Origin of the sequence: Actinomadura harenae (assembly GCF_003696215.1) — a bacterium.
In the GTDB taxonomy this organism is placed as follows: Bacteria; Actinomycetota; Actinomycetes; order Streptosporangiales; family Streptosporangiaceae; genus Spirillospora; species Spirillospora harenae.
The window spans coordinates 1-26,022 of record NZ_RFFG01000033.1 but is presented as its reverse complement, the minus strand read 5'-3'; the positions used below and the strand labels follow the sequence as shown (position 1 = coordinate 26,022).

Here is a 26,022-nt window from a genome sequence, read left to right as displayed (position 1 = left end):
GTTCGGTCCCGCGATGACGCCCGAACCACTCGCCGTCCCCGCGCTGATTCCTGCCCCCGAGCCCTGCCGGCAGCGAGCAACCCGCATCTGCCGCGCCGAGATCGCCACCCTGGAGCCGTTCCGTCACTGGAGCACCAACCCGCCATCGAGCCGAATCCCCGGCCACTCCAGCCTCAACTGATCGACTCGAAGGAGACCTCATGGTCAAGGTTCGCCTGTATGGCGCGCTTTTCACTGTCGCGACGCTGGTGACGGTCGTCTACACCGTCGGCGCCCCCGACGTGACCGGCGGCTGAACCACGTATCACTTTCCGGAGCCACGTTCCTGTTCGAGTCTCGAAAGGGTTCTTGTGATGTTGAAGTTTCGTCTGTACGGCGCGCTGTTCACCGTCGCGACGCTGGTCACGGTCGTCTACACGGTCGGTGCCCCAGAGTTCGGCGGCGGCTGACGGCGGCTGCTGCTACCAGCCTGGACGGCGGCGGCTGATCTGACGGGGTGGAGGCTGTTGTGATGTTCCTGCTTGTTGTCGGGCTGCCGGTCCTGGTCGGGCTGGCGGCCGGGTATGCCAGCGGGGGACGGATCAGCAGGATCTCCGGGCTCCGACTGAGGGCGCTGTGGCTGCCGTGGGTGGCCGCGTTGGTGCAGCTCGCGCAGTACCGGGTGGCGGCGCTGAGGCATCTGTTGCAGGACCGCCTGCATGTGCCGATGCTGGCGCTGGTGTTCGGGCTGATGTGCCTGTGGGTGGCGGTCAACATGACCCGCCAGACGCGCGCGGTCAGGACCGCCGGCGTCCTGCTGCTGGGCGGGGCCGCCCTCAACGGAACCGCGATCGCTCTCAACGGGCGTATGCCCTACTCCCGCACGGCCGCCGTCCTTGCTGGGCAACACCCTGGGCATCTGGCCAGCGGCCCCAAGAACATGCCCGCTGAAGCCTCCACTCATCTGGCCTGGCTCGGCGACGTCATCCCCCTTCCGCCGCTGCACGCCGTCGCCAGCATCGGCGATGTGTTCCTGCTCGTCGGGGTGGTGACCGTCTTGGTCGCCGGCATGCACCTGCGGCCCACGCCACGTCCCGCCTCACGTCCCGACCCCACTCCCGCCTGAACCGGACACCCCAGACCGTTCGCCACGGAACCCGTGCCAACGAGGCCACAGCCGGACAGATGGTTCGTCTGGACCCTGTGCAAGGCCCGCCGCATGATCCTTCTAGGCCGCCCAGGCTGTCTCGGGCAAGGCCGCGGGGAAGGTACAAGGGGGCGGGCCTGTGCTGGAAGCGCTCGGGTTGGACGCTGCGTCCGAAACTGTCTACCGGTCGATGCTGGCCCATCCCGGCCTCGGGGTCGCCGCGCTGGCCGAACGGCTGAACCTGTCCGAGCAGCAGGTGCGGGCCGGCCTGGACCGGCTGGCCGAACTGGCACTGCTGCGTCCCTCCCGTGAACGACCAGGCCAGGTGCAGGCGGTCCATCCCGAACTCGGGCTGGCCGCGCTGGTCCGGCGGCAGCAGTCGGACCTGCTGCGCCGCCAACAGGAGGTCCTGGCCAGTCAGGACGCGCTCACCGAGCTCATCGCGGCCCACCGCGCCGCCACCCGCACCCACCCGGACACGGCGATGCGTCAGCTGATCGGCCTGGACGCCGTCCAGTCCCGCCTGGAGGCCCTCGCCCAGCAGGCGACCACCGAATGCCTGTCGATCATGCCGGGCGGAGCCCAGTCCGCAGAGACTCTGGACGGCTGCCGCGAGCTGGATCGTCACGCACTCCAGCGCGGTGTGGCGATCAAGACCCTTTACCAGGACAGCGTCCGTAACGACACCGCCACTCGGGCCTACGCCCGCTGGCTCACGGCATGCGGCGGACAGGTCCGCACCCAGCCCCTGCTGCCGGTGCGGATGGTGCTGGTCGATCGGCAGACCGCGCTCATCCCGCTGTGCCCCGACGACTCCAGCCTTGGCGCCCTGAACGTCACCGTTCCCAGCATCGTCGCGGCGCTCGTCGCCCTGTTCCGGCACATCTGGGACACCGCGACCCCCCTTGACGGCCCCCAGCCCACCGGCGATCCGCTGACCGGTCAGGAGCGCCGGCTCCTGCTCCTCCTCGCCGACGGCCTCACCGACGAGGCGGCCGCCAACCGCTTGGCGGTGTCGCTGCGCACCGTGCGCCGGATGACCGCCCACCTCATGGCCACCCTGGACGCTCAAAGCCGCTTCGAGGCGGGTAGCAAAGCCACCAAACGCGGCTGGATCTGACCATCGGCATTGTTGGCGAGACTCTTGCCCGGACGATGCCGCGCGCCGCGAGGAGTGCGCACGGACCGGCTGTCATCCTCGGTCCGGAAAGGCGCTCGGGGGAGACCGTGTCGAGCGCGAACGGCGACCCGCCGGACGCGGTGAGGAGGGCCATCGGTGACCACGAGCGAACTGCGGAGCGACGATCTCAAGTCGCTGTTCACCCCGGCGTCGGCGGAACGGGTCGGGCTGGAGATCGAGAGCGGTGTCGTTGACCCGGAGACCGGACGCGCCGCCCCCTTCGCGGGGGAGCGAGGGGTGGGCGCGGTGCTGCGGACGGTGCTCGCGGAGTGGGGCGGGAAACCGGTGCACGACGCCGGGGAACTGGTCGGAGTGCGGCTGGACGACGAGGGCCTGATCGGCCTCGAACACGGTGGCCAGCTCGAGTACTCGGCGCCTCCGGCCGCCGACGTGGTGACGGCCGTGGCCGACGTCCGGCGCGTCCTGGAGCGACTGGCCGAGGTCGTCGGACGCCACGGCCTGGCCCTGGTGCCCGGGGCGCACATGCCCTTCGACCGGATCGAGACCATCCCCTGGGTGCCGCTGGACCGCGGACGCTTCATGCGGGACCACTTCGCGCGCCTTGGCGTGGCGGGTGATGGAGGTCCGGAGATCCTGTCGATGTCGACGTCCACCCAGGTGCACCTGGACTATCTCTCCGAGGAGGACTTCGCCGAGAAGCTGCGGATGCAGGTGGCGGCGTCCCCGGTGGTCGCCGCCCTGTTCGTCAACTCGCCGCTGGACGGAGGCCGGCTGGACGGCCTGCTCTCGCACCGCTCGCGGAACTGGACGAGGACGGACCCGCGGCGCTGCGGTGTGGTGCCCCCCGCCCTGGGCGGTCGGTTCGGCTTCGAGGACGTGATCGACTGGGCGCTGGGCATCCCCATGATCTACTACCAGGACGGCGCCGGGCGGCTTCGCAGGGCCCCCGACCGTCCGTTCGTCTCGGTGCTGCAGGAGGGGTTCGACGACGGTTCGCGGCCCGGCTTCGAGCATTGGGTGGCCCATATGACGCAGATCTGGACGCATGTCCGGGTCCGCGGAACCCTGGAGCTTCGCGCGGCGGACGGGCCCGCGTACCCGCACCTCGCCGCCGTTCCGGCGCTGTGGACGGGGCTCAGCTACCACCCCCCGACCCGGACGGCCGCATGGGAGCTGCTGCGGCACTACACGGTCGCCGAACAAAGCGCGGCCGTCGAACGCCTCCCGGCCGAGGGCCTGCGCACCCGGCTCGGCGGGGACCGCGTCCACGAACTCGCGGCCGAACTCGTCCGGCTGGCCCGAACAGGGCTCCAGGCCCGAGTCGGCGCCGGCCTGGAGGGTGCCGAGGCGCTGCACTACCTCGACCCGCTGGAGGAAGTGCTGGACACGGGCCGGACCTTCGCCGAACAGTGCGCGCAGCGGTGGCGGACGGATCTGCGGGGCGAACCGCGGCGTTACGTCGCGGCGTACCGCGTCTGACCGTCGCCGCGCCCGCCGGCGCCCGCTCCGGGTGTCCCGGAGCGGGCGTCTTCGACGGGGGATCCCCGATCAGCGGGCCAGGCCCGTTGTGGTCGGTGCCGGGGGAAGGTGTCGAACCTTCACGTTCCCTGGGGGAACGCCCGACCCGAAGGCCGAGCGCGTCTGCCACTTCCGCCACCCCGGCTCATTGTTCTCCACCGGATTCCCGGTGGAGAACAATAAAAGGAGATTAACAGACATCGAGAGCGCCGGGAAGGGCTTCGGTGAAATCAGAACGCGAATTCTGGTGACACGCAGAGCGCTTTTCGGGCATGCGGCTTCCATTATTAGGGTCGGCGCATCCGGCATGGGTGGAAGTGTAAGTCAAAGGCCGATTCTGGACGCGCCATAGGTGTTTATATGCCCTAGGGGCAACGCGGTGAGTCAGCTGGAGACGGCCATTCCCTCGTCGGCGCGCAGTCGCGCGGCGACGTCGCGGGCATCCTCAAAAGAAGTGAGGCCGACGCGCATGTCGAGTTCGTCGCGCAGGGCGCTGGTGACCTTGGACAGCCCCCTCTTGAGATGACTGGCCGGGACGGACGGCTCGGCGGGCCGGTGGACGCGGAGCAGGTCGGCGGCGGCGCGCAGTTGGGGCAGGGTGTAGCGGCCGCGGTTCGTCCACCAGGGGATGCTGGAGGTGACCTGGTACGCCCAGTGCCGGTGGCACGCCTCCTCGAGGAGGTCGCGTATGCCCTCGACGCGCTTGCGGCTGAGCCCGCCCGTCGTGTACCGGAACTGGTCGCGGTTGAGGTTCAGGGGCTGGCGGTCCTCACCGGTGACCTGGAGCCCGCCCAGCTGGTGGAGGGTCGCGACGCGTTCGTCGGGCGCGCGGCGGGTGAGCCGGTAGCGGCCGGACTTGATGGTCAGGATGTGCTCGCCGTGATCCTCCAGGAAGGAGAGCCAGCGCAGGGAGCGGTTGATCGGTTCGCCGGGGACCCCGACGATGATGAAGACGTGGACCTGGATTCCGGCGTTGTGCAGGTTCTCCAGGATCCTTCCGTAGTTCGCCGGATGGTTCCACGGCTTCGCCTCCTGGCGGAGCGTGGCCGGGTCCAGGGACTCCAGTCCGAGTTGCACGGCCGAGCAGCCCGCCTCGGCCAGCGCGTGGCACTTGTCCGGGCTGAGCAGCTGATCGCTCGCGGTGAGATAGCACTGCCAGGTCGCGCGGTGTCCGATGCGCGCGAGTTCCCGGCCGATCTTCAGCTGCCGGGGGATGGTGAGGTACTCGTCCACGAAGTCGACGCGGGTGGCGCCGAGCGCGGCGATGTGTTCGGCGACGCGCCGCTCGGACATCACCCGGGGCTTGTGGAGAAAGGTGTCACTGCCTGCGGCGATGGAGCAGAATCCGCAGCGCATCGGGCAGTTGGACATCGTGTAGAGAGGCGGGACGAAGTCCGGGCTCCACTGCCGGATCCCGCGATCGAAGACGGGGGTGGGCAGGGCCTCATAGTCGACGGGGGCCAGTGTGCGCGGAGTGGTCCGCACCGTGTCGCCGTCCCGCCACACCACGCCCGGCACGGAGGCCGGCGACGCCCCCTCGACAAGCTCGACGACGGGCTGGAACCCCTCGGCGTAGACGATGGCGTCCCAGTGGTCGAAAAGCGCGGCGAAGCGCGGGTCGTTGTAGGCGTCCATGGTGCGGGCCCAGTAGTTGCCGCCCATGAACAGCCGCACCCCGGGCAGCTGTTCGCGCACCAGGGTGGCGAGGACGCAGGCGCTGACCAGCTGCCGTTCGTCCGCGACGCTGATGCCGACGATGTCGGGATCGGCGGCCTGGATCCGGGCCAGCTCCACCTCGGCGAAGTAGTCGTGGAACACGTGCTCCTCGCGGTGCTCGAGCACGTGGAGCAGTTCCCCGACGGCACCCTTGAAGTGCCGTGAGTCGCAGGTGATGTTGTTCCGCTGGACCGCGAAGTCCTCGAACGTCGATGGGATGCCCCATGAGACCTCCTCGAAGAGGACGCGCGCGTCGTGGCGGTCGAGGACCGAGGCGTCCGCGTCGCGGAGGACCTGCAACGCCCGGCCGACAGGTTCGCCGCCGTGCCGCCGCAGCACGTGCTCGACGGCATCGATGTGGCCGTAATGCTGGACGACGTGGTGGCCGCGTTCTTCCAGAACCCCGGCGAGATAGGCAATGCCCATCGGCAAATGCCACACGCTTGATGCGGGCGGGTACGTCAAATAGACCGAGCGTTGGGTGGCCACCGGCATGGCTCCCTCGTCGACGGAAAGACCTCATTCGAAAGTAGGCGGCCTTGTTCGGAGCGACAAGGGGGATCTCGGCAGCGCTGACATAATTCCGACCGAATGCGGCTGTGACCTGCATTGATATTGAGGTCTTCGACCTGCGGGACCGTGTGGTCGCGGAACTCACCGTGCTGCTGAGGCGAGAGCGCCGATGTGGAGCCCGAGAGCGGGAGTGTTAACTCGACGGCGAGCTGTGCCCGCCGGGGACTGAGGCGACCGGCGAGACGAAATCCCTTTCGACTCGTGGGGTTCGCGATTCATCTGAGTTCCTGAGCGCCGCTCCACTAAGATCATCGAGGTGATCGATATTTGGGAGCAGGATCTGACGGCGGCGTTCTCCGTGCTGCTCGGCAGGCCGATGGACGGCTTCGACCCCGACGCCGAGTACGCCCTGTACTACGTCAACAGCGCAGTCGACGACCTATGGGTGTGGGGAACGCTCGATGACGCCGACTCGCTGAGGCGAACCTGGGGACCGGGCGACGACGGCGACCGGCCCACGCTGCTGCAGATCTGTCTCGCCCTCGACTGGAGCCTGGACCTCGGCCGCTCCGTCTTCGAGTTCGACTTCACCGAGGAATCGGCCCTCTCGCGGGCGTTCGGCGCGCGGCCCGACTCCAACCAGGTCGCCGAGGCGTGCCGCACGGTCACCGGCGATGAACTGGCCGTCGTGCTCACCCGGCACGGCCTGGCGCCGGACGACATCGTGTCCGGCATCGAGGACGACGCGTTCACTGTCAGGGTGTCCTTCCGCGTCGTCACCGACGGCACCCTCCGGGACGCGTTGCTGACCGCGATCCGCGGGAAGCAGGGCCCCGACGGGTTGCGGCCCGGACCTGACGAAGCCGCGATCCTGGTGCTGCTACCGAGCCTGTTCGACGGCGCGCGGGAACCGTCGCCCGAAGCGGCGACCGAGCGGGACCGTCTCCTCGCCCCGGTCGGCGATCCCCGCCTTCGTGCGCACATCTGGTCGCCGTACCTGGACCGGCCGTGGGACCGACCCGGCGTCTCGTCCGGAGGGCCCGACCTACCCGGCACCACCCGCGTCGCCGCCTGGGACCTGGCCTACTTCGGCGAAGTCCGGCTCGCCATCACGCAGACGGTGGGAGCGCTGCAAGGGCAGTAGCCCGCCGTTGTTCACCCGTGTGCCAATCTGATCGGCATGAATGTCGAACAGCTCCGTGTCGAGGTGTACCGGGCCTTCGCGGAGACCGGGCGCGCTCCGAGCATCGAGGACCTCGCGCGAGAACTGGTCGCGTCGGTGGTGGAGGTGAACGAGGGCCTGCGCGCGTTGGCGGACGCCCGCCATCTGGCACTGGACGGACACGGCTCGATCGCCATGGCCCACCCGTTCTCGGCGGTGCCTCTCGGGTTCTCCGTCATGGGCGCGACCACCCTTTGGTGGGGCGGCTGCGCGTGGGACTCTTTCGCCCTGCCCCATCTGCTCGACGACGCGAACCCCGCTCTGGTGGCCACCCGCTGTCCGGCCTGCGACACCCCGCATGCCTGGAACGTCACCCGGGAAGCACCTCCGCCCGGGGACCAGGTGGCGCACTTCCTCGTCCCCGCAGCCCGCATGTGGGACGACGTCGTCCACACCTGCGGAAACCAGCGCATCTTCTGCTCCGAAGCCTGCGTCGACGCCTGGCTGAAGCGGACGGGCAACACGCGCGGCCACGTCATGGACCTCTCCACGCTGTGGCGGCTCGCCTCCCGCTGGTACCAGGGCCGCCTCGACCCGGGCTATATCCGCCGCGAACCCTCCGATGCCGCCGACTACCTGCGCTCCGTCGGACTCACCGGCCCCTTCTGGGGCAGCTGACCACCGGTGGTCTGCACCTGGCGGTGACGTGCCGCCGCCCGGCGGGTAGGCCCCGGCGATCGCTCGCCGGGGCCCCACGGGGTCAGGTCGCGGTGAAGTTGAGCGGGCCGGCGAGGGTGGTGTAGCCGTCGTCGTAGAAGTACCAGGCGGAGTATGAGCCCGGGCCGGGCAGCCTTCCGGTGTCGAGGGTGGCGCTGCCGGAGGCGTCGGGTGTGTACGTCCAGACGAAGGACTCCTGCGGCGGCACGGTCGAACCGGCCGGGTAGAGGCCGACCCAGTTCTTGCTGCTGACCTTGCTCGCCGGGGTGGAGTAGCGGACGGTCAGGGGCGCGCCCTTGGCGACGGTGGGCGTGTCGGTGGTGAGGGTGCTCTTGGCGGGCAGCGGTGGCGTCCTCTGGGGCGGCGGGGGCGGCACGCTCAGCTGCCCGTCCCGGCGACTCGTCTGGTAGGAGGGGGGCAGGGCGCCGAGTCCGGCCGCCACCTCGGCGTAGGTGCCGATGCGCCTGAGGCCCAGGCGCCAGTGGAGGATCATCGCCTTGTTGGCCTTGATCAGCAGGGTCTCTTCGTCCGCGAGGTCCGGTGCCTTGATCATCACGGCATCGTCGAAGTCGTGCACCATGTCCGGCGGCGCGCTCAACCAGTTCCATCCGGGTGTGCCGGTCACGGCTCCCTTGTAGGTGCAGCCGCCATCGGCTCCCCATTTGATGATCGCGCACTGGTCGGTCTTGAACAGCATGGTGCTGCCGTCCGGGAGTCCCATGAGGGTGTCGAGGTCGCTGCGGAAGCCGTCCGGGATGTGCAGCCCGAAGCCCGGCAGATCGGTGATCGGCCCCTGGTACCTGGCCGCGACGCCCCACTCCCAGTCCAGGCACTGGTCTCCGACGATGAAGACCGTCCGCCGGGTGCCCGCGGCGCCCCGGACGTCGAACGCCGCCTCGGTCCGGCTGGCGAACGGCTCGGGGATCCCGGCCAGCTGCTTGTCGTAGGCGTCCAGCAGCGGCCCCTCCGAGATCAGCCTGTCCAGGTTGATCTTCGCGGCCCGGTTGCCGCTCACGAACAGCGCCTCCCACGGATCGACCGGCCCCGGCACGATCGCCGCGAACCCCGTGGTCTTCGCCCGTACGAACCCCATCCCTGTTCCTCCTGGCCGGGCCCTGGCGGACCCACGTCGCCGACGTTAAGAGAGAGAAAACGACGCTCACAACGGCCAAGAAATCTCAGGTCGGACCGTAATGGGTGAGGTGGACATCGCTTTTCCATTGCGGACGTCCATTATGATTTCTGTTCTGTGTTCGGCCATGCCGGGCGGAGCCCTTCCCGCTTTCTTACCCTGGCGCGGAAGCCCAGGTCCGGGGTGAGGCGTTTAAGATTCGTCCCGGCCGTGAGAGAGAGTGCATCCGTTCCGTCACCTCCGTCTGATCAGACTCGGAAGAAGGACGTCGCAAAACCATCGCCCTTCCGCGACCTCATCCGGTCACCACCGGCACGGCGGACGGCGATCACCAAGCCGTCCAGCGCGCCGCGGTCGATCGCCGGGTTCATCTGTTGGCGGTGCGACGCACTTCGTAGGCGAGTTGGTAGAGGGCCGCCAGGTGGTGTTCGCCGTGGTCGGCCAGACGCCGCACGGCGCCTTGGACGGGCATGATGACGACTTCCGTGATCGATTCCATCTCGACCCCGCCGTCATCCTGCGAGGAGCTCGTGATCAGCACGTCCGCCCAGCCGAGGGCGATCGAGAAGCGCGGGTGGGGAAGCCAGGGACGGTAGGCCGTGGCGGCCGTCGTGAAGCTGTTCCACTGGCCGAACAACTCGTAGCGCCGAACCTCGGCACCGATCTCCTCGGCCAGCTCCCGTCGCACGCACGAGTCGATGGGCTCGCCGTCCTGCACGGTCCCGCCTGACGGACCCCAGCCCGACTCCCTCGCGTGCAACAGCACGACGCGACTCCCCACGAACGGCACCACGTGCACGTTGCTGACGACCTCGCGGGTGGGGATCGTGTCTTCGAAGTACGACGTCACTGAACGCCACAGGTAGGGCGTCTTCAGGATGCTGAGGGCGTCTGCCGGGCAGGCCGGGGCTCGCCTGCGAGCGGGATCACGCGGTTCGGTGGGGCGGGTTCCTTGAGCCATCCACTCAGGCTTCCAGGGCCGCATCGCCGATCCGTGACTCGCTCCGCTCGACCGCCGCCTATGAGTCGATGTCCTGGTGGGTGGGGTGGTTGGCGGCTCGGTCTATGGCGGATTCGATGGCGCGGACGCGGTCGGCGAGGAGGGTGATGGCGCCGACGGCGCGGGTGAGGGGGTCGGTGCTGTCGCCGAGGGTGAGGGCCTGCTGGTGGGCGGCCTTGACGTCGGCCCAGCGGCGTTCCTGGACGGCGGTCATGAGGCTGCGGAGTTCGGCGAGCTTCAGGAGGTTGGCCTCGGCGTCGGTGGTGAGGGTCTGGGCCTCGCCGGTGTAGTGGTCGGTGATGGCGGCCTCCAGTTCGTCGTCGTTCATCACCGGCACGATGCGGGCGGCCAGTTTGTTCATGTCGCGGTAGGAGCCTTGGAGCCGGAAAGGGGGTTCGGTTCGTGCGGCGTCGGACTGGGCGGCCGAGGCGATGTAGGCGCGGTTGACGGCGAGCACGGTGTGCTGGACGTGCAGGAGTTTGCGCAGGAAGGCCAGGATCTGTTCGAGTTCGGCCTGCGGGTAGGGGTGGCTTAGGCGGTCCGGGCGGACGGTCTGGTCGCCGGACGCCAGCCGTACCAGGAGGGCGACGTCGTCGCGGTCTCGGGTGGACAGCGGCGCGAGGATCGGGTTGGACGTCAGAGCGTTCTCGATGAAGCTGAGCGCGAAGGCGTCCTGCTTGCCGGTCAGGACGTCGCCGAGGTTCCAGACGTCCGCGCGGTTGGCGAGCATGTCGGGGACGCGGAAACGGGTGCCGGACTCGGTGTAGGGGTTGCCGGCCATGCAGACCGCGAAGCGCCGTCCGCGCAGGTCGTAGGCGCGTGGCTCCCCGTCGCGGACGCCCTCGACGCGGCGTTGGGCGTCGCAGAGGGGGATGAACTTCTGGAGCAGCTCGGGGGAGGTGTGCTGGATGTCGTCCAGGTACAGCAGGACGTTGTCGCCGAGCTCGAACGCGAGGTTGATCTTCTCGACCTCGCGGCGGGCGGTGGCGCTGGGGGCGCGGGCCGGGTCGAGGGACGTGACGTCGTGGCCGAGTGCGGGTCCGTCGATCCGGACGAGCAGGAGCCCGAGGCGTTCGGCGACGTACTCCATCAGTGTGGTCTTGCCGTAGCCGGGCGGGGACACCAGCAGGAGCAGTCCGGACCGGTCGGTGCGTCCGTCGCCCGCGGTGCCGAGCTGTTTGGCGAGGTTGTCGCCGATGAGCGGCAGGTAGACCTCGTCGATGAGGCGGCTGCGGACGAACGAGGTCATGGTTCGAGGGCGGTACTCGTCCAGGCGCAGGCGTGCGCGTTCGGCGGTGAGGAGCGCGTCGCGGCGGCGCTGGTAGCGGCGGAAGGCCGGGACGTCGTGGGTCTGGAAGCGGCGGACGCGGGCGAGGGTCTCGTCCAGGCGCAGGGTCAGGGTGCGGTCGGTGACGCGGGGGTGGGTGCCGAGCAGGCCGGTGACCGTGGTCGAGAGGGCGGCGGCGCTGTCGTGGCGGGGGAGCCGGTTCCCGCACAGTACGATCGCGACGGCCTCGGGCAGGTCGGCCGGGTCGCCGAACGGTTCGAGCCACGCCTCGGCGAGGCGGCGGCGGGCTTCTGGGGCGTCGGCCAGGGAGTCCAGGTCGCGGACGAACTCGGCGTGCGCGTCGCCCAGCGCCTCGGCGAAGTCGCGCAGTGTGGTCTGCGCCCCTTCACTGGTGACGAACCCGGACGGGGCGCAGGCCAGCTCCTCCACCAGGTACTCGGCGGCCAGGTCGGCGTGCGGGCCTGAGATGGCCTCGGCCAGGTGATCGACCAGGTCCGTCACGGGTGTGGTGCGTCCGAACGCCTCACGCGCACGCACGAGGGACGCCGCCTGTGTCGTCCAGGTCGTCCGTTGCGGTTCGTCGGTCTGGAAGGCCCAGAACAGTTGCGCGGCGGCGCGCGCCTCGGACGGGTAGCGCAGCAGCCCCGCGTCCTTGCGCAGGTCGATGAGCGCCTCGAGGATGCGGGCGGCGTCGTGGTCGTGGACGCCGCGCTCGTACCCCTCGTCGTAGCGCGCGGCCGCGGCCTCGCGGACCAGGGCGAGGAGGTCGTCGCCCGGAGCGGCCCGGTCGAGGAGCGTGACGGCGAGGTACTCGGCCCGGCACACGTCTTCACTCTCCGAGAGGAGGGTGCGGTTCCAGTACGGGCGGGTGTCGGTGAACCCTTCGTCGCGTACGGGGGCGTGGTAGCCGGTCCCGGTCACGGTGAACGCCAGGGCGTCGCCGTCCGGGACGAGTGTCAGCTCGGGCGGACGGGCGTTGACGGCGAAGCGGTGGCGGCCGAGGCGGATCGCGGCGCCGTCGTCGGCGTACAGGTCGAGGCGGTCGCGCAGGGCCCGCCCGGCCTCCTGGCGGGCCGCCCTGAGCCGTCCGTCCAGTTCCTCGGCGCGGGCCGGGTCGCCGAGCGCGCGCAGGTCGGCGGTGATGCGGCCGAGCCGCGCCGCCATCGGGTCGGCGGCGAAGAACGCGTTGACCTCGTCCAGCGAGGACAGCGTCCCGGCGCGGCGGCGCAGCCCGGCGAGGACGCGGTCCGCGGACTCGGTGAGCCGGGTGGCGCGCCGCGTCCGCTCGTCGAGCAGCGCCTGCCCGCGCGCGGCGAACGCCTCCTGGACGTCGGCGCGCTTGGCGTCCAGGTCGGTGAGGAAGTCGTCGACGTCGGCGAACCGCGCCTCGAGCGCCTCGATCCGCAGCAGCAGGCGGCCGAGTCGCTCCGTGCAGCGCTCCGGGGTGTCCGCGCCCGCCAGGGCTCCGGCGATCGCCTGGTCGAGCAGCGCGAACTCGGCGGCGAACGCCGCGCGCCCCTCGCTGTCGAGCAGGTCGCGGCGGCGGCCCTCCAGCACGGCCCGCGCGCGGTTGATCCCCCCGAGGACGGCGCCGACGCGCTCCAGGATCGCGGTGCGGACGGTCGCGTCGGCGACGTCGAGGGAGCCGACGACCTCGGTGACGACCTCCAGGCCCTCGGTCTGCGCGGCGAGCCGCGCGGTGACGGGTTCGGCGGCGGCGACCGTGGGGAGTGCGGCGGCCTCCTCGGCCAGCCGGTCGATCTCGCGGTGGTAGCCGGTGAAGGCGTCCTCGCGGGCGAGGAACTCGACGGCGCGCCGTCCGGCGGTGTCCAGGGCGTCCCCGAGGGAGGACGCGAGCACGCCGATCCGTGCGGTGTCGGCGTGCCGGACGTCCCGGAGCGTCTCGACGCGGCCCTGCGCGCGGCGCAGCTCGGCCAGCAGGTCCACCCACCCGTCGGCGCCGGACGGCACGTCGGCGGCGGCGCGCCGCACGAGGGCCTCCGCGTGCTCGGCGGCCTCGTCGACCGCGGCGGCGGCCCGCGCGGTCAGCTCCCGGACGGTCGCGTACTCCTCCACCGCGAGGGCGGCCGTTCCACGCAGCTCGTCCAGCGCCCCGGCCAGGCCGCCCAGCTCGGGGTCGGCCAGCCACGGGTGCCGGTCGGCGGCCTGGACGCACGCCGAGACCAGCGCCCGGAACATCTCGGCGGACGGCTCGGCCTCCCGCGCCATCCGCGTCACCGCCAGGCAGTCCGCCAGGCCGCCGACCAGGTCGGCGTTGCCGACGCGCTCCAGCGGTCCCGTCCCCACCGGCCGGGACGCGGCGTGCTCGTCCGACACGAACGGCGTCCGCCACACCTGCGTCGGGTGCGCCCGCGACGGCGTCTCACCGGAACCGCGCAGGACGATCAGCGTCCCGTCGTCGAACAGCGAGAACCCGTGGCCGGTGATCGGCGCGGCGGCCCGCTCGCGGATGGTGTTGTACGGCAGCAGCAGGCACCGGCCGTCGGCGCGGGACCCGAACAGGTACAGGACGTCCTCGCCGTTGGGCGAGCGCACCACGCCCTGGTACTCCAGCCCGGTGACGTCGACGTCGAACGTCCTGGTGACACCGGTGTCCAGGTGGTAGCCGCCGGGGAAGACGACGCCCCGGTCGCCGGGCAGGCGGCGGCACGCGTGCTCGATGCCGTCCAGCCGCTCGACCTTCCGCGAGCGGGTGTCGAAGACCAGGTGCCGCCAGGCCGTCTCGTTGTAGGGGCGGACGCGCAGCAGGACCAGCGCCCCGACCCGCGCGTGCAGCACCTCGGCGTCGGCGAGGCTCTGGAGCGGTTCGTCCACGGGCTCGCTGTAGACGCCGGTGCCGGTTTCGGTGTCGTCCTCGGCCTTGACCGTCAGGGCGCCGCCGGTCGTGGCGACGAACAGGCCGTCCTGGACGCGGATGTGCGGGAACCGGCCGGGCACGTGGTCGTCGCGCGTGGCCTCCGTCCAGGTGAAGTCGAAGGGGGAGGGGAGCACGTCGTCACGCTCGCCCCGGTTGTCCTCGTAGGACACCGCGCCCCCGGCGTCGACCCGCCAGCGTAGGACGCGCGTGTCGGTCAGGCGCGGACCGGTCTGGAACACCGCCAGCAGGCGCCCGTCCGTGCGGCGCAGGCGCAGCAGGCGCGCCTGCCGGTAGTACCGCTGCATCTCGCCGAAGTCGCGCCGGAAACCCGGGTCGTCGAGAAGGCCGGGCAGGGCGTCGAGGCCGGCGTCCGCGAGGGTCACCCGCCCGTCCTCGGACGGCTCGAGGCGGCGCAGCGCGAACACGTCCCCGACCTCGACGTCCCCTGCCGCGACGTCGGATGCGGCGTTGGAGGCGAACAGCAGCAGGCCGCCGACGGACACGACGTCGCGCGCCACGCGGTCCTGCGCCGTGCGGACGACCTCGCTCCCGGCCAGGCGCAGTTCGGACCCGCCGAAGGTCTCCAGCCGCCGCGCGTTCAGCGCCTCGGCCCGTCCGGCCAGGTCGGCGGCCCGCGCGGCGAGCCGGTCCCGCAGCACCTCGTAGGTGCCCCGGTCGAGCCCCGCGCCCGCGGCCTGCCCTGCGGCCTGCCCCGCGTCCTGCCCGGTGCTCTGCTCGGATGCCGTTGCGGCCTCGGTCACGCTTCCTCCTGAATGCCTGCTGGGCCTGCTCGACGACCGGCGGCGTCCCGCTCCCGCTCAGGCGCGGGACGCCACCGGTGCACGCCGTCTCAGTTCGGAGCGGGGGCGACGCCGTTGGCAGCGCGCCGATGCTCCGGCGCCCCTCCCGCCGCCGCCGCGAGCTGGGCGTCCGCGACGCCCAGCTCCCGGGCGGTGCCGAGCAGCTTCTCCAGGTGCGCGGCGTCCGGGCCGCCCGCCTTGACCAGCCGCATCAGCAGCGCCGACAGGGTCAGGTCCCGGACGCCGGACGCGTCCACGGACGCCAGCAGCCGCCCGAGGTCGCCCGTGAGGCTGCCCGTGCCGTCCAGCCACGGCCCGGCCACGCTCTGCGCGACCTTCGAGTGCTCGACGAAGCCGTCCACGCCCTTCCCGAGCGCGATCGAGCCGACGAGCCGGTCGAAGAACACGTTGTCGCCGCCGACGATGTCGATGTCGGCGTGCTCCAGCCCGGCGGCCAGCACCGCCGCCTGTGCCTCGGCGACCTGCCGCTGCGTTTCCAGCCCGGCCAGCCGGAGCTCCTTCTCGGCCTGCAGCCGCAGCCGGTACTCCTCGTGCTGGCGGGTCGCGTCGTCCAGCGCGGCCATCGCCGCGGCCTTGTCGGTGAGGCCCTCGGCCTCGGCCTTCAGCTTCTCGCGGATCGCGGCGGCCTCGGCGAGCGCGATCTCCTGCGCGGCGGCGGCGTTGGCGCGTCCGACCTTCTCGATGACCTCGGCCTCCCGGTCGCGCACCTGGACGTCGGCGAGGCCCGGCGCCGCCTTCTCGGCCTGGACGCCCTCGGCGAGCTTCCGCTTGGCGGCCGACTCCAGCTCGGCGGTCGCCTGCGCGGCCTCGGCCAGGATCCTGCGCTCGCGCGCCCGGTGCTGTGCGGCGGCCTCCGCGGCCTCGGCCGCCTTGATGTCCTTGACCAGGTTCTCCTGCGCCTCCGCCTCGGCCAGGATGATGATCTTCTGGCGGTCCCGCTCGGCCTCCTCGGTGGCCCGCAGCCGCTTGATCGACTCCTCCTGCTCGGCGACCGTCCGCTCCACCGCGATCCGCTCCCGGACGACCTCGGCGATCGCGCGCTTCTCCGTCTCGACCTCCTTGTCGGCGGCGATCCGCGACAGGCCGGTCTCGCGTTCGCGCGCGATGACCTCCAGCAGCCGGTCCTTCTCGATCCGCTCGGACTCGATCGCGATCACACGCTCGCGGTTCTTCTCCGCGACCGCCACCTCGCGCGCCTTGTTCTCCTGCTGGACGCCGAGCTGCTCGTCGGTGCGCAGGTGCGCGGTCTGGGCACGCAGCCGCTCCTCGGCCTGGACCCGCTCGACCTCGGCGGTCTCCCGCGCCCGGACGGTCTCGATCTCGCGCTGCTGGCGGATCTCGGCGTCGACGCGGCGCCGCTCCAGCTCCAGGATCGCCTCGCGCGCCTCCACGTCCTGCCGGGTGATCTCCTTCTCCTCGTTGCGGGCGTGCTCGTTGGTCGCCACGTGCTCGCGCGCGGTCAGCTCGGTGATCTTCCGGATGCCCTGGGCGTCGAGGATGTTGTCACGGTCCAGCGAGTGCAGCGGCGTCTGCTCCAGGTGGTCGATCGCCGCGTCCTCCAGGCTGTACCCGTTCAGGTCGGTCCCGATGACCTGGACGATGTGGTCGCGGAACTCGTTGCGGCGCGTGTACAGGTCCTCGAAGTCCAGGTGCTTGCCGACCGTCTTGAGGGCCTCGGAGAACTTCGCCGCGAACAGGTCCTGCAGCGTCTGCTGGTCGCTGGCCCGGTGCGTCCCGATCGCCTGCGCGACCTTGATGACGTCCTCGGCGGTCTTGTTCACCCGGACGAAGAAGGTGATGCGGATGTCGGCGCGGATGTTGTCCTGGCAGATCAGCCCGTCCCGGCCGGTCCGCTCGATCTCGATGGTCTTCACCGAGATGTCCATGACCTCGGCCTTGTGCAGCACCGGCAGCACGATCGCCCCGGTGAAGGTGACGTCCACCGACCGCGTCTTGGACACGATCAGCGCGCGTCCCTGTTCGACCTTGCGGAACAGGCGGGTCACCATCAGCACCAGGCCGAGCGCCACCAGCAGCACCACGGCCACCAGCACACCGATCCCAACGGTCAGCGCATCCATCGAACAGTCCCGTCTATGAGGAGGGGGAGGGGGAGAAGACTTAGAAGGTGCGAGCTCCGCGGGCTCGCGGGGACGCCGGGGCCGGACGCCGGGTCAGCGGCCCGCGCCGAGGGTCTCGTCGAACGGCATGACCAGGAACACCTCGGCCGCCGCGTCGTAGTCGAAGATCAGGGCGGTCGCGCCGCGTCCGAGGCCCCCCGTTCCGACCCCGGACGCGGACGCGATCCCGGCTTCGGGCGCGGATGCGGTTCCGGACCCGGGCCTGGGGCCGGTTTCGGGGGCGCGGACCTGCACCAGTGCGGTCGAGCCGTCCTCGGCGGTGACCTCCGCCTGGCCGAAGTCGCCGGTCACCCGCCCGGTGCGGATCACGCACGTCCGCCCCACGAAGTCCGCGCGGGACGGCGGCGGCACGTCCGGGAACGCCCGGCGCAGCGGCCGGACGAGCAGCCACGTCACGGCCCACGCGCCGACGACGGCCGCCACCAGGACGAGCGCGTGCGCCCAGGCGTGCCCGGGCCCGTCCAGCAGCACCCGTCCCGCGAGGCTGATGAACCACGCCAGCGCGATCAGCAGCGACAACGTGACGGTGACCGGCGGCCCGGCCAGCCCCGTGGCGGACAGCATCCCGCCCGCCCCCTCCCCGTGGCCGCCGTGCCCGTGTCCGTGCCCGGCGCCGGCCCCTGTGTCGGCGTCGAGGTCGAGGACGTGGAGCCCCAGCGCGCCGATGAGGACCAGCACCCAGTACCCGGCCACCACGATCAGCGCGAAACTGAAAAGGACGGCGGGGAAGCCGAGTGCGGCATCCAGGAAAGCACTCATCAGGAAACTCTTCCGCGTCTGGGGGCAGCATTCGGAGAGCCCATGGCGACACCGCGAAAACGGCTGCCGGGCGAAGAGGAAAGGAGGTGGCGCTCAGAAGAGGAGGTCGGCGCCCGTCACGGCGGATCGGGAAGGCCGAACGTCGCGAGAAGGTACGGACGCGCGACGAAGCCCGCCGACACGGCGTGCAGCGCGGGGAATGAAGGTGCCATCGGGACCCCCTGGTCGCGGACGCATCCAGATAATGCGTCACTCTGTGCCGACCAGGCTTCCCGGCTCACCTGGGGATGACTTTATCGCACTCTTAACGTCGGCGGAAGCTAATTAGCATCAATAACGGTATGCGATCGTACGACGACAAGCGTATAAGGTCCGACGGTGAGTGATTCCGCCCTGATGGCCGGCGCGTTCGACGGGCTGGCCGGGACCTATGACCACGACCACCATGACGCCGTCGCCCGCGCGCTGCTCGACCTCGCCCCGCCCGCGGCGGGGGACGCGGTGGCCGACGTGGCCTGCGGGGCCGGGGCGGTCGCCCTGCGCGTCGCCTCGCTGAGGCTCCCGTCGTCCCCGGCCGTCCTCGCGGTCGACCTGTCCGAGGGCATGATCGCGGTCGGCCGGGCGCTGGCCGAACGGCGGGGCCACGCCGAGGCGATCGAGTGGCGTGCCGGACCCGCCGTCCCGCTGCCCGTCGCCGACGCCGCGCTCGACCTGATCCTGTGCGCGTCGTCGCTGCACTTCCTCGGCGTCCGGGCCCTGGCCGACTGGCGCCGCGCGCTGCGTCCCGGCGGGCGGATCGGGTTCACCCTGCCCCTGGCGTCGCAGTTCCGTCCGTCGGGCGTCTTCGCCGACCTCGTCGCGTGGGACCTGCCGCTGCCCGAGGACGCCGACCAGGCGTGTTCCCTGGCCGCGGACGCCGGGTTCGGCGACGTCCGGGGACGGGTCGTCACCGTCGGGACGCGCGCCGTCGTCGCGGTCGTCGCGTCCGCTCCGTCGAACGACAGCGCCTGACGCAGGCGCCGGGGCGTCCCTCAGGTGCCCTGCGAGGCTCCGGCCGCGCACGCTTCGAGGGGCGCGCGTCCGGGATCGCCAGGCGGCGACCACGCCGGGACGGCGGCCGGACGGCGGGACAGCAGCCACCCGGTCAGCGCGGCGGCGACACCGGCGAGCCCGGCCACCACGAAGCCGGTCCCGGGCACGGAGGCGTCGATCGCCGCGCCGATGACCGGGGCTCCGAGCGCGAACCCCGCGCTGAGCGCCGAGGACTGCAGCCCCGTCGCCTCGCCGCGCGCGCCTGCCGGTGCGAGCCGGGAGACCGCGGCGGCCAGTGAGGAGAGGGTCGGCGCGGCGAGCAGTCCGGCGCCCGCGGCGGCCACGCACAGCCAGGGCCAGCTGTGGGCCAGCGCGGCCGGGAGGGTCGCCAGCCCGAGCAGGCCGATCAGCAGCCAGGTGGGCAGCGGCCGGGGGACGGTGCCGTACACGAGCCCTCCGAAGATGGACGCCACGCCGTACACCGCGACGACCAGGGCGGCCCAGGACACCTGACCGGCGTCCTTGAGGGCGGCGACGATGGTCAGGTCGGTTCCGCCGAGCAGCACCGTGGCGCCGAACGCCATCACCAGGACCGCGACCATGTGCGAGCCCAGCCACTCCCGGCGGCGCGGACGGCCGGACTGGCCCGGGTCGGGCTCGTCCTCGGTGCGCAGGGGCGGGTCGAGCAGCGCGATCCCCGCGCCGCCCGCCACGATCGCGGCGCCCACGCCCCAGGCGACCACGCCGGGGGACGTCTGCGCCGCGGCGAGGATCACGAGCGGCGGGCCGACCATGTACGACAGCTCGCCCTGCACCGACTCCAGGACGAACGCGGCCCGGCGCTGCGCGGGCGCCGTCATGGCCGCGATCGCCTGCCTGGTCACGAGCGGTCCGGGCACCATCAACAGGCCCGTCGCGAACGAGGCGGCCAGCAGGATCCCGTACGGCATCACCGGCACGCACAGCCAGAACACGCCCTGCGCCGCGACACTGGCCAGCAGCACGGGACGCGCGCCCCGCCGGTCGATGAGGCGGCCGAGCACCGGGCCGCCCACGGCCAGGCCCGCCGTCAGGGCCGCCGCGACGCCGCCCGCCGCCGCGTAGCTCATGCCGAGGCCCAGCACGATGTACAGCGTCAGCGCCGTGGTGTCAGCGGTGATCGCGATGCGGGCGATCAGGGAGACGCCGAGCAGGGGCGCCATCCCCGGCACGGCGAGGATCTGTCGGTAACCGGTCACCCTCATGACGCTAGGTCGTCCCGTCCTGCCATAGGAAGTCCTTAATCCGTTGGAGGCGCCATAATGAGCGCTTATGGCCGCCGACCTTGAGATCGCCCTGCTCCGGGTGTTCGTCACCGCCGTGCGGGCGGGGAGCATCAGCCGCGCGGCGTCCGCGCTCGGACAGACCCAGCCGGCGCTCAGCCAGCAGATGCGCAGGCTGGAACGGGTCGTCGGGCACCCGCTGCTGCACCGCTCGCCGTCCGGTGTCACGCCGACCCGGGCGGGCGAGGAGCTCCTGCCCTACGCCGAGCGCATCCTCTCGCTCTCCGCGCAGGCGCTCACCGAGACCGGGCGCGCGCTGACCGGCCGCTGCGGCGTCGGGCTGCTCGAGGACGTCGCCGTGTCGCACCTCCCGCAGGTCCTCGCCGACCTGGCCCGCCTGCACCCGGGCGCGACGCTGGAGGTGCTCAGCCTGTCCTGCGAGACCGTGCGGGCGGCCTACCACGCCGGCCGCGTCCAGCTCGTGCTCGACGAGGTGCCGGACCTTCCCTCGCCGCCGCGCTGGACGGTGCGCCGCCCCCTCGTCTGGGTGTCGGGACAGGGAGTGGACGTGACCGCCGACCCGCTGCCGGTGATCCTGTTCTCGGGCGCCTGCTTCTGGCGGACGGCCGTCCTGGAGACGATGGAACGCTCCGGCCGCCGGTGGCGCGTGGCGTTCGAGAGCAACAGCCTGGCCGGTGTCCTCGCCGCCGTGCGGTCCGGGCTCGGCGTCGCGGCCCTCATGCCCGCGAACCTGGAACCGGCCATGGACTGCCACGACACCGGCGCCCTCCCCGCCCTGCCGGACGTCGAGCTCGGCCTCGCGAGACACCCGGTCAGCGAAGGTGACCCGCTGGTCGACGCCGTGGAGGCCACCCTGCGCCGCACGATCTAGGCCCCGGACCCGGCGGCATATAGGACGGCGTATAGGGCGAATATCAGGACGTTCTCCAAGAATGCGGGCAGTCGAGGGCTTCGCCGGGAGACGCCATGCATCCTTGTTGGAACTTCGTGGGCCGCGTCCACGCGCAGGCCGGGGAACGGCCCGGGCGGAACGCGCTGACCTTCGTCGACGCCACGCGCGGCGAGGACGGGCTCGTCCTGCGGGACACCGCCCGGACGCGCGGGGAGCTGGACGCCGCCGCGCGCGCGATCGCGGTCCGCCTCGCCGAGCGGGGCGTCGCGCCGGGGGACCGGGTGCTCGTGCCGGGCTCCTACGGTCTGGACTTCGCGGAGGCGTTCCTCGGCACCCTGTACGCCGGGGCCGTGCCCGTCCCCGCGCCGCTGCCGGGCGGCCAGCGCGAGCACTTCGGACGGGTCACCGGGATCGTCCGGGACTCGGGCGCGCGGCTCGTCCTGGTGGGAGAGGCCGTCCGCGAGGACACCCAGACCTGGCTGGACGCCGAGGGCCTGACGGACCTCGGGCCGCTCACGGTGGCCGAGGCGCGCGAGGCCGACGCCGGGACATGGCGCGAACCGGACCTGGAACCGGACTCGCTCGCGTTCCTCCAGTACACCTCGGGCTCGACCGGACGGCCCAAGGGCGTCATGGTCAGCCACGGCAACCTCGCCCACAACCTCGGCCTGCTGCGCGAGCACTTCGAGTTCGACGGGGACGCGCGGCTCGGCGGCTGGCTGCCGATGTTCCACGACATGGGCCTGATCGCCCTGTTCCTCGAACCGCTGTACATCGGGGCGCGGACCGCGCTGATGTCGCCGACGCAGTTCCTCAAGTACCCGCACCTGTGGCTGCGGATGATCGGCGACCGCGGCGTCCAGTTCAGCACCGCCCCGAACTTCGCCTACGACCTGTGCGTCCGGAAGATCACCGACGAGCGGGCCGCGGGCCTGGACCTGTCCGGCTGGACGCGCGCCGCCAACGGCGCGGAGCCCATCGACGGCCGCACCCTGGACGCGTTCACCGCGAAGTTCGCCGGGCACGGGTTCCGGCGCGAGGCGTTCATGCCCTGCTACGGCCTCGCCGAGGCGACCCTGTTCGTGACCGGCACGCCCGTCGCGGAACCGCCCGCCGAGGTGGACGCCGACGCCGCCGCCCTCCAGCGGGACGAGCTGACCCCCGCCACCGGCGGCGCCGCCGCGGTCCGGCTCGTCGCCAGCGGCCGGGCGACCGGACTGGACGTCCTGATCGCCGACCCGGCCACCGGCCGCGAACTGCCGGACGGCCGGGTCGGCGAGCTGTGGGTGCGCGGCGGCAGCGTCGCGCGCGGCTACTGGGGCGACCCGGAGGAGAACCGCGCGACGTTCACCGGGACCACCGCCGACGGGCGGGACGGGTTCCTGCGGACCGGCGACCTCGCCGTCCGGTGGGACGGCCGGTTCTACGTCACCGGACGGCTCAAGGAGACCATCGTCCTAAACGGCCGCAACCTCTACCCCTACGACATCGAGCGGGCCGTCCGGGCGGCCGACCCGGCGCTCGCCGGGCTGCCGTCCAGCGCGTTCGGGGTGTCCGCCGGGACCGAGGAGCTCGTCGTCGTCCAGGAGGTGCGCGGCGCGGGCCGGTCGCCGGACGCGCTGCGCGAGCTGACCGGCGCGCTGCGCGCCGCCGTGGCCGCCGAGTTCGGGGTGCGCGCGAACGTGGTGCTGGTCCGGCCCGGCCGGGTCCGCCGCACCACCAGCGGCAAGATCCAGCGCGGGCTGATGCGCGACCTGTTCGCGGGCGGCGACCTGGACTGCCTGCACGAGGACCTGTCGCCACGGCTCGTCCGGCACTACCGGACGGGCGACGGCGCGGCGGGGCGGGCGTCATGATCCTCGACGCGCTGCGCCCTGCGGCGCGGCTGGAGACGGCGCTCGGCGACCCGCACGTCCCAGGCGGCCCGTGCGCGTTCGCCGCGAGCGCCGCGCTGGACGACGCGGAGGCGTTCCCCGAGCGGGCCGTCGCGGAGCTCGACCGGCTCGGCGTGCCGTCCTGGTACGTCCCGGCGGTCTTCGGCGGACGGCTCCGCGACCAGGAGCAGCTCTTCCACCTGGTCCGGGTCATGGCGCGCCGCGACCTCACGGTGGCCGTCGCGCACGGCAAGACCTACCTCGGCGCGGTGTCGGCGTGGGTCGGCGCCGAACCGGGACAGGCCGAGGCGCTCGGCGCGCGCGTCGCCGCGGGCGACGTGTTCTCCTGGGCGCTGACCGAACGCGACCACGGCAGCGACCTGCTCGCGGGCGAGGTCACGGCGACCGTCCTGCCGGGCGGCGGGCACCGCCTGGACGGCGAGAAATGGCTCATCAACAACGCCACGCGCGGCCGCTGGGTCTGCGTCCTCGCCCGCACCGACCCGGCGGGCGGCCCGCGCGGGTTCACCTTCCTCATGGTCGACAAGCACGCCCTGCCGGACGGCTCGTGGCGCACCCTCCCGAAGGTCCACACGCACGGCATCCGCGGCGCGGACATCAGCGGCATCGCCTTCCACGGCGCCGAGACCGGCCCGGACGCCCGCGTCGGACGGCAGGGGGCCGGGCTGGAGATCGCGCTGAAGGCGCTGCAGCTCACCCGGACGCTGTGCGGGGCGCTGTCGGCCGGCGCCGCCGACCACGCGCTGCGGACCACCCTGGACCTGCTGTCCCGGCAGCACCGCTTCGGCAGGCCCGTGACCGAGCTGCCGCTGTCCCGCCGCGACCTCGCCGACTGTTACGCCGACCTGCTGCTCTGCGAGGCGGTCGGCGTGCTGACCAGCCGGTCCGCGCAGACGCTCACGGGAGAGCTGGCCGTCGGGTCGGCCGTCGTGAAGTACCTCGCGCCGACCCTCACCGACGGGCTCATCGGGCGGCTGGGCCGGATGCTCGGGGTGCGGGCCCTCACCGGCCCGGTGCCCGGCGGCGCGTACGGCACCTGCCCGGACGGCCGGTTCCAGAAGCTCCAGCGCGACCACCGGATCGTCGGGATGTTCGACGGCAACACCGTCGTCAACCTGAACCTGCTGGTCAACCACGCCTCGACGCTCGTGCGCGGCCACCGCGACGGGACCGTCCGGTGGGCGGGGCTGGACCGGGCGGCCGACCTGCGCGCGCCGCTCCCGCCGTTCGACCGGACGGCCCTGGCGGTGCTGTCCCGGACCGGGAGCTCGATCACGCAGGCCCTCCCGGAGCTGGCCCGCCGCGTCCGCGCGGACGGCCCGCCGGACCTCGCCGACCTCGCCGGACGGGCCGCCGACGCGTCCGGGCGCGTGCACGCGCGGCTGGCCGAGCACGTTCCCGCGCCCCGGCTCGTCCCGGCGGAGGCGTTCCGCGCGGCCGAGGACTACGCGCTGTGCTATGCCGCCGCCACGTGCCTCGCCTTGTACGTCAACACGCGTCCCGGGCTCGGGCTCTCCGCCGATCTGTGGCAGGACGCCGTGTGGGTGAAGGCGTGCCTGGCGCGTGTCCTCGCCCGTCTCGGCGAGGACACGGGCCACACGACCGACGCCCTCTATGGGCCGCTGCTGTCCCGGCACCGCTCCGGTGCGCTGCTGTCGCTCTTCGACCTGCCGCTGCCCGACCGGACGGCGGCCCGGTACCGGGATCGAGAAGCGGACGGGGCCCGCCGTCCGGTCGCGGAGGCCGTCCGATGAGCGCCGCGGTGGCCGACGGGCTGGAGGCGCTGCTCGGCCCGGCCGGAGACGCGGGCAACCCGCTGGGATTCGAGGCCGTCCTCGCGGCGGACGAGCGCGGCGAGCCGCCCGCCGGGGCCCGCGCGCTCGACGCCTTCGGGATGGCCGCCGAGTTCGTCCCGGCCGAACTCGGCGGACGCTTCGACGCCGCCGACCGGATGGCGCGGGCGCTGCGTCCGCTGGCCCGCCGCGACCCCGCGCTGCTGCTCGGGCAGGGCCTCGTCGGCCTGATCGCCGCCGCGCCCGTCTGGACCGGCGGCGACCGCGACCAGCGGGAACGCGTCGCGCGGCTGCTCCTCGACGGCGGCCTGCTCGCCATCGGCTTCACCGAACTCGACCACGGCGCCGACCTCGCCCGCACCGAGCTCCGCGCCCGCCTCGCCGACGGCCGGTACCTGCTGCACGGCGGCAAGCAGATGATCAACGGGATCGACCGGGCCGACGCCGCCCTGCTGCTCGCCCGCACCGGCGACGGCAATCCCGGCCGCGACCACTCCCTCCTGCTCACGGACCTGCGCGGCGGGCCCGGCCCGACGACCCGGTTCCTGCCGCGCTTCCCGCTGTCGGCGGTCCGCGGATGCCGGCTCGGCGGCGTCGAGTTCACCGGACGCCCCGTCCCGCCGGAGAACCTGGTCGGCGGCGAGGGACGCGCGCTCGAACTCGTCGCGCGGGCGTTCCAGCTCACGCGCGCCACGATCCCCGGCATGATGATCGGCTCGCTCGACACCCTGCTCCGCACGACCCTGGACTTCGCGACCCGGCGGCGGCTCTACGGGCATCCGGTGGCCGGGCTCCCGCACGCCTCCGGCGAACTCGCGGGCGCGTTCGCCGACCTGCTGGCCTGCGACGCCATGGCGACCGTCGCGGCCCGGTCGCTGCACCTGCTGCCGGGCGAGGCGAGCGTGTCGTCCGCGCTCACCAAGTACCTGGTCCCCGAACTGGCCCGGGACGCGGCGGACCGGCTCGGCGTCGTGCTCGGCGCGCGCTCCTACCTGCGCGAAGGGCCGCACGCCGTCTTCCAGAAGCACCTGCGCGACCTGCCCGTCCTCGCGGTCGGGCACGCGGGCGGCACCGTCTGCCTCGCCTCGGTGATCCCGCAGCTCCCCGCCCTCGCGCGCCGCGCCGGGACCGGCGGTGAGGCGCCGCCCGCCGCCCTGTTCCAGCCCGGCGCACCGCTGTCGCCGCTGCCCTTCGACCGGCTCGCGGTCGGCGCGC

18 protein-coding genes and 1 tRNA gene are annotated in these 26,022 nt (G+C 72.5%); 11 read left to right on the top strand and 8 right to left on the bottom strand.

Features of this window, described 5'->3' with window-relative positions:
* The first annotated feature begins 13 nt into the window (after nt 1-13).
* From EBO15_RS44265 to EBO15_RS19445, 4 genes are all read left to right on the top strand, one after another.
* Nucleotides 14-181 carry a hypothetical protein gene (locus EBO15_RS44265; protein ID WP_158628282.1) on the top strand — a complete coding sequence of 56 codons (168 nt, stop codon included), beginning with the start codon at nt 14-16 and terminating at the stop codon, nt 179-181.
* A gap of 330 nt (nt 182-511) precedes the next feature.
* Nucleotides 512-1,105, top strand: coding sequence for a DUF5317 family protein (locus tag EBO15_RS19455; protein WP_147481551.1), 594 nt, complete (start codon nt 512-514; stop codon nt 1,103-1,105).
* 160 nt (nt 1,106-1,265) lie between these two features.
* Entirely contained in the window at nt 1,266-2,246 is a 981-nt protein-coding gene (locus EBO15_RS19450) for a LuxR C-terminal-related transcriptional regulator (protein ID WP_122195842.1), read from the top strand.
* Nucleotides 2,247-2,402: 156 nt separating this feature from the next.
* Nucleotides 2,403-3,746: a glutamate-cysteine ligase family protein gene (locus EBO15_RS19445; RefSeq protein WP_122195841.1), complete on the top strand. Its 1,344-nt coding sequence runs from the start codon at nt 2,403-2,405 to the stop codon at nt 3,744-3,746.
* Between the two features lie 96 nt (nt 3,747-3,842).
* On the opposite strand, the gene EBO15_RS19440 is transcribed toward EBO15_RS19445, so the two are convergent.
* A tRNA-OTHER gene (locus EBO15_RS19440) sits at nt 3,843-3,930 on the bottom strand.
* A gap of 239 nt (nt 3,931-4,169) precedes the next feature.
* Nucleotides 4,170-5,927 carry a B12-binding domain-containing radical SAM protein gene (locus EBO15_RS19435; protein ID WP_158628281.1) on the bottom strand — a complete coding sequence of 586 codons (1,758 nt, stop codon included), beginning with the start codon at nt 5,925-5,927 and terminating at the stop codon, nt 4,170-4,172.
* A 403-nt stretch (nt 5,928-6,330) separates the two neighbouring features.
* On the opposite strand from EBO15_RS19435, the gene EBO15_RS19430 reads away from it, so the two are divergent.
* The gene (locus EBO15_RS19430) at nt 6,331-7,158 is read left to right on the top strand and encodes a hypothetical protein (RefSeq protein ID WP_122195839.1); all 828 of its coding nucleotides are present in this window, start codon (nt 6,331-6,333) and stop codon (nt 7,156-7,158) included.
* A 36-nt stretch (nt 7,159-7,194) separates the two neighbouring features.
* A complete protein-coding gene (merB, locus tag EBO15_RS19425; protein WP_122195838.1) occupies nt 7,195-7,854 on the top strand; it encodes an organomercurial lyase in 660 nt (219 codons plus the stop codon).
* Between the two features lie 82 nt (nt 7,855-7,936).
* Here the strand turns inward: merB and EBO15_RS19420 are convergent, their stop codons facing one another.
* The 5 genes from EBO15_RS19420 to EBO15_RS19400 all read right to left on the bottom strand — a co-directional run bounded on the left by EBO15_RS19420 (nt 7,937) and on the right by EBO15_RS19400 (nt 17,912).
* Nucleotides 7,937-8,986 (bottom strand): hypothetical protein, encoded by a 1,050-nt coding sequence (locus EBO15_RS19420; RefSeq protein ID WP_122195837.1) that lies wholly within the window; start codon nt 8,984-8,986, stop codon nt 7,937-7,939.
* A gap of 406 nt (nt 8,987-9,392) precedes the next feature.
* On the bottom strand, nt 9,393-9,986 hold the full coding sequence (locus EBO15_RS19415) for an NUDIX hydrolase (RefSeq protein WP_122195894.1): 594 nt from the start codon (nt 9,984-9,986) through the stop codon (nt 9,393-9,395).
* 58 nt (nt 9,987-10,044) lie between these two features.
* Complete coding sequence (locus tag EBO15_RS19410) at nt 10,045-14,952, bottom strand: DNA repair ATPase (protein ID WP_122195836.1); 4,908 nt, start codon at nt 14,950-14,952, stop codon at nt 10,045-10,047.
* An 89-nt stretch (nt 14,953-15,041) separates the two neighbouring features.
* Nucleotides 15,042-17,093 carry a flotillin family protein gene (locus tag EBO15_RS19405; protein WP_122195835.1) on the bottom strand — a complete coding sequence of 684 codons (2,052 nt, stop codon included), beginning with the start codon at nt 17,091-17,093 and terminating at the stop codon, nt 15,042-15,044.
* A 93-nt stretch (nt 17,094-17,186) separates the two neighbouring features.
* A complete protein-coding gene (locus EBO15_RS19400; RefSeq protein ID WP_122195834.1) occupies nt 17,187-17,912 on the bottom strand; it encodes a DUF1449 family protein in 726 nt (241 codons plus the stop codon).
* A 378-nt stretch (nt 17,913-18,290) separates the two neighbouring features.
* Here EBO15_RS19400 and EBO15_RS19395 point away from each other — a divergent pair, with 378 nt between their 5' ends.
* On the top strand, nt 18,291-18,923 hold the full coding sequence (locus EBO15_RS19395) for a class I SAM-dependent methyltransferase (RefSeq protein WP_122195833.1): 633 nt from the start codon (nt 18,291-18,293) through the stop codon (nt 18,921-18,923).
* Nucleotides 18,924-18,943: 20 nt separating this feature from the next.
* On the opposite strand, the gene EBO15_RS19390 is transcribed toward EBO15_RS19395, so the two are convergent.
* Nucleotides 18,944-20,182, bottom strand: coding sequence for an MFS transporter (locus EBO15_RS19390; RefSeq protein ID WP_199744660.1), 1,239 nt, complete (start codon nt 20,180-20,182; stop codon nt 18,944-18,946).
* Nucleotides 20,183-20,255: 73 nt separating this feature from the next.
* Between EBO15_RS19390 and EBO15_RS19385 the strand changes: the two genes are divergently transcribed.
* From EBO15_RS19385 to EBO15_RS19370, 4 genes are all read left to right on the top strand, one after another.
* Nucleotides 20,256-21,098: a LysR family transcriptional regulator gene (locus EBO15_RS19385; protein WP_122195832.1), complete on the top strand. Its 843-nt coding sequence runs from the start codon at nt 20,256-20,258 to the stop codon at nt 21,096-21,098.
* Nucleotides 21,099-21,193: 95 nt separating this feature from the next.
* Entirely contained in the window at nt 21,194-22,975 is a 1,782-nt protein-coding gene (locus tag EBO15_RS19380; RefSeq protein WP_122195831.1) for a fatty acyl-AMP ligase, read from the top strand.
* The gene (locus EBO15_RS19375) at nt 22,972-24,768 is read left to right on the top strand and encodes an acyl-CoA dehydrogenase family protein (RefSeq protein ID WP_122195830.1); all 1,797 of its coding nucleotides are present in this window, start codon (nt 22,972-22,974) and stop codon (nt 24,766-24,768) included. Before EBO15_RS19380 ends, EBO15_RS19375 begins: the two co-directional genes overlap by 4 nt.
* Nucleotides 24,765-26,022: acyl-CoA dehydrogenase family protein (locus EBO15_RS19370; protein ID WP_147481550.1), on the top strand; the 1,258-nt coding region annotated here is incomplete at its 3' end. The genes EBO15_RS19375 and EBO15_RS19370, both read left to right, overlap by 4 nt.

Bases quoted from the DNA above. Each gene is read 5' to 3' on its own strand.
- EBO15_RS44265 (WP_158628282.1), top strand. From the start codon at position 14: ATGACGCCCGAACCACTCGCCGTCCCCGCGCTGATTCCTGCCCCCGAG.
- EBO15_RS19455 (WP_147481551.1), top strand. From the start codon at position 512: ATGTTCCTGCTTGTTGTCGGGCTGCCGGTCCTGGTCGGGCTGGCGGCC.
- EBO15_RS19435 (WP_158628281.1), bottom strand. From the start codon at position 5,927: ATGGGCATTGCCTATCTCGCCGGGGTTCTGGAAGAACGCGGCCACCAC.
- merB (WP_122195838.1), top strand. From the start codon at position 7,195: ATGAATGTCGAACAGCTCCGTGTCGAGGTGTACCGGGCCTTCGCGGAG.
- EBO15_RS19420 (WP_122195837.1), bottom strand. From the start codon at position 8,986: ATGGGGTTCGTACGGGCGAAGACCACGGGGTTCGCGGCGATCGTGCCG.
- EBO15_RS19415 (WP_122195894.1), bottom strand. From the start codon at position 9,986: ATGGCTCAAGGAACCCGCCCCACCGAACCGCGTGATCCCGCTCGCAGG.
- EBO15_RS19405 (WP_122195835.1), bottom strand. From the start codon at position 17,093: ATGGATGCGCTGACCGTTGGGATCGGTGTGCTGGTGGCCGTGGTGCTG.
- EBO15_RS19400 (WP_122195834.1), bottom strand. From the start codon at position 17,912: ATGAGTGCTTTCCTGGATGCCGCACTCGGCTTCCCCGCCGTCCTTTTC.
- EBO15_RS19385 (WP_122195832.1), top strand. From the start codon at position 20,256: ATGGCCGCCGACCTTGAGATCGCCCTGCTCCGGGTGTTCGTCACCGCC.
- EBO15_RS19380 (WP_122195831.1), top strand. From the start codon at position 21,194: ATGCATCCTTGTTGGAACTTCGTGGGCCGCGTCCACGCGCAGGCCGGG.
- EBO15_RS19375 (WP_122195830.1), top strand. From the start codon at position 22,972: ATGATCCTCGACGCGCTGCGCCCTGCGGCGCGGCTGGAGACGGCGCTC.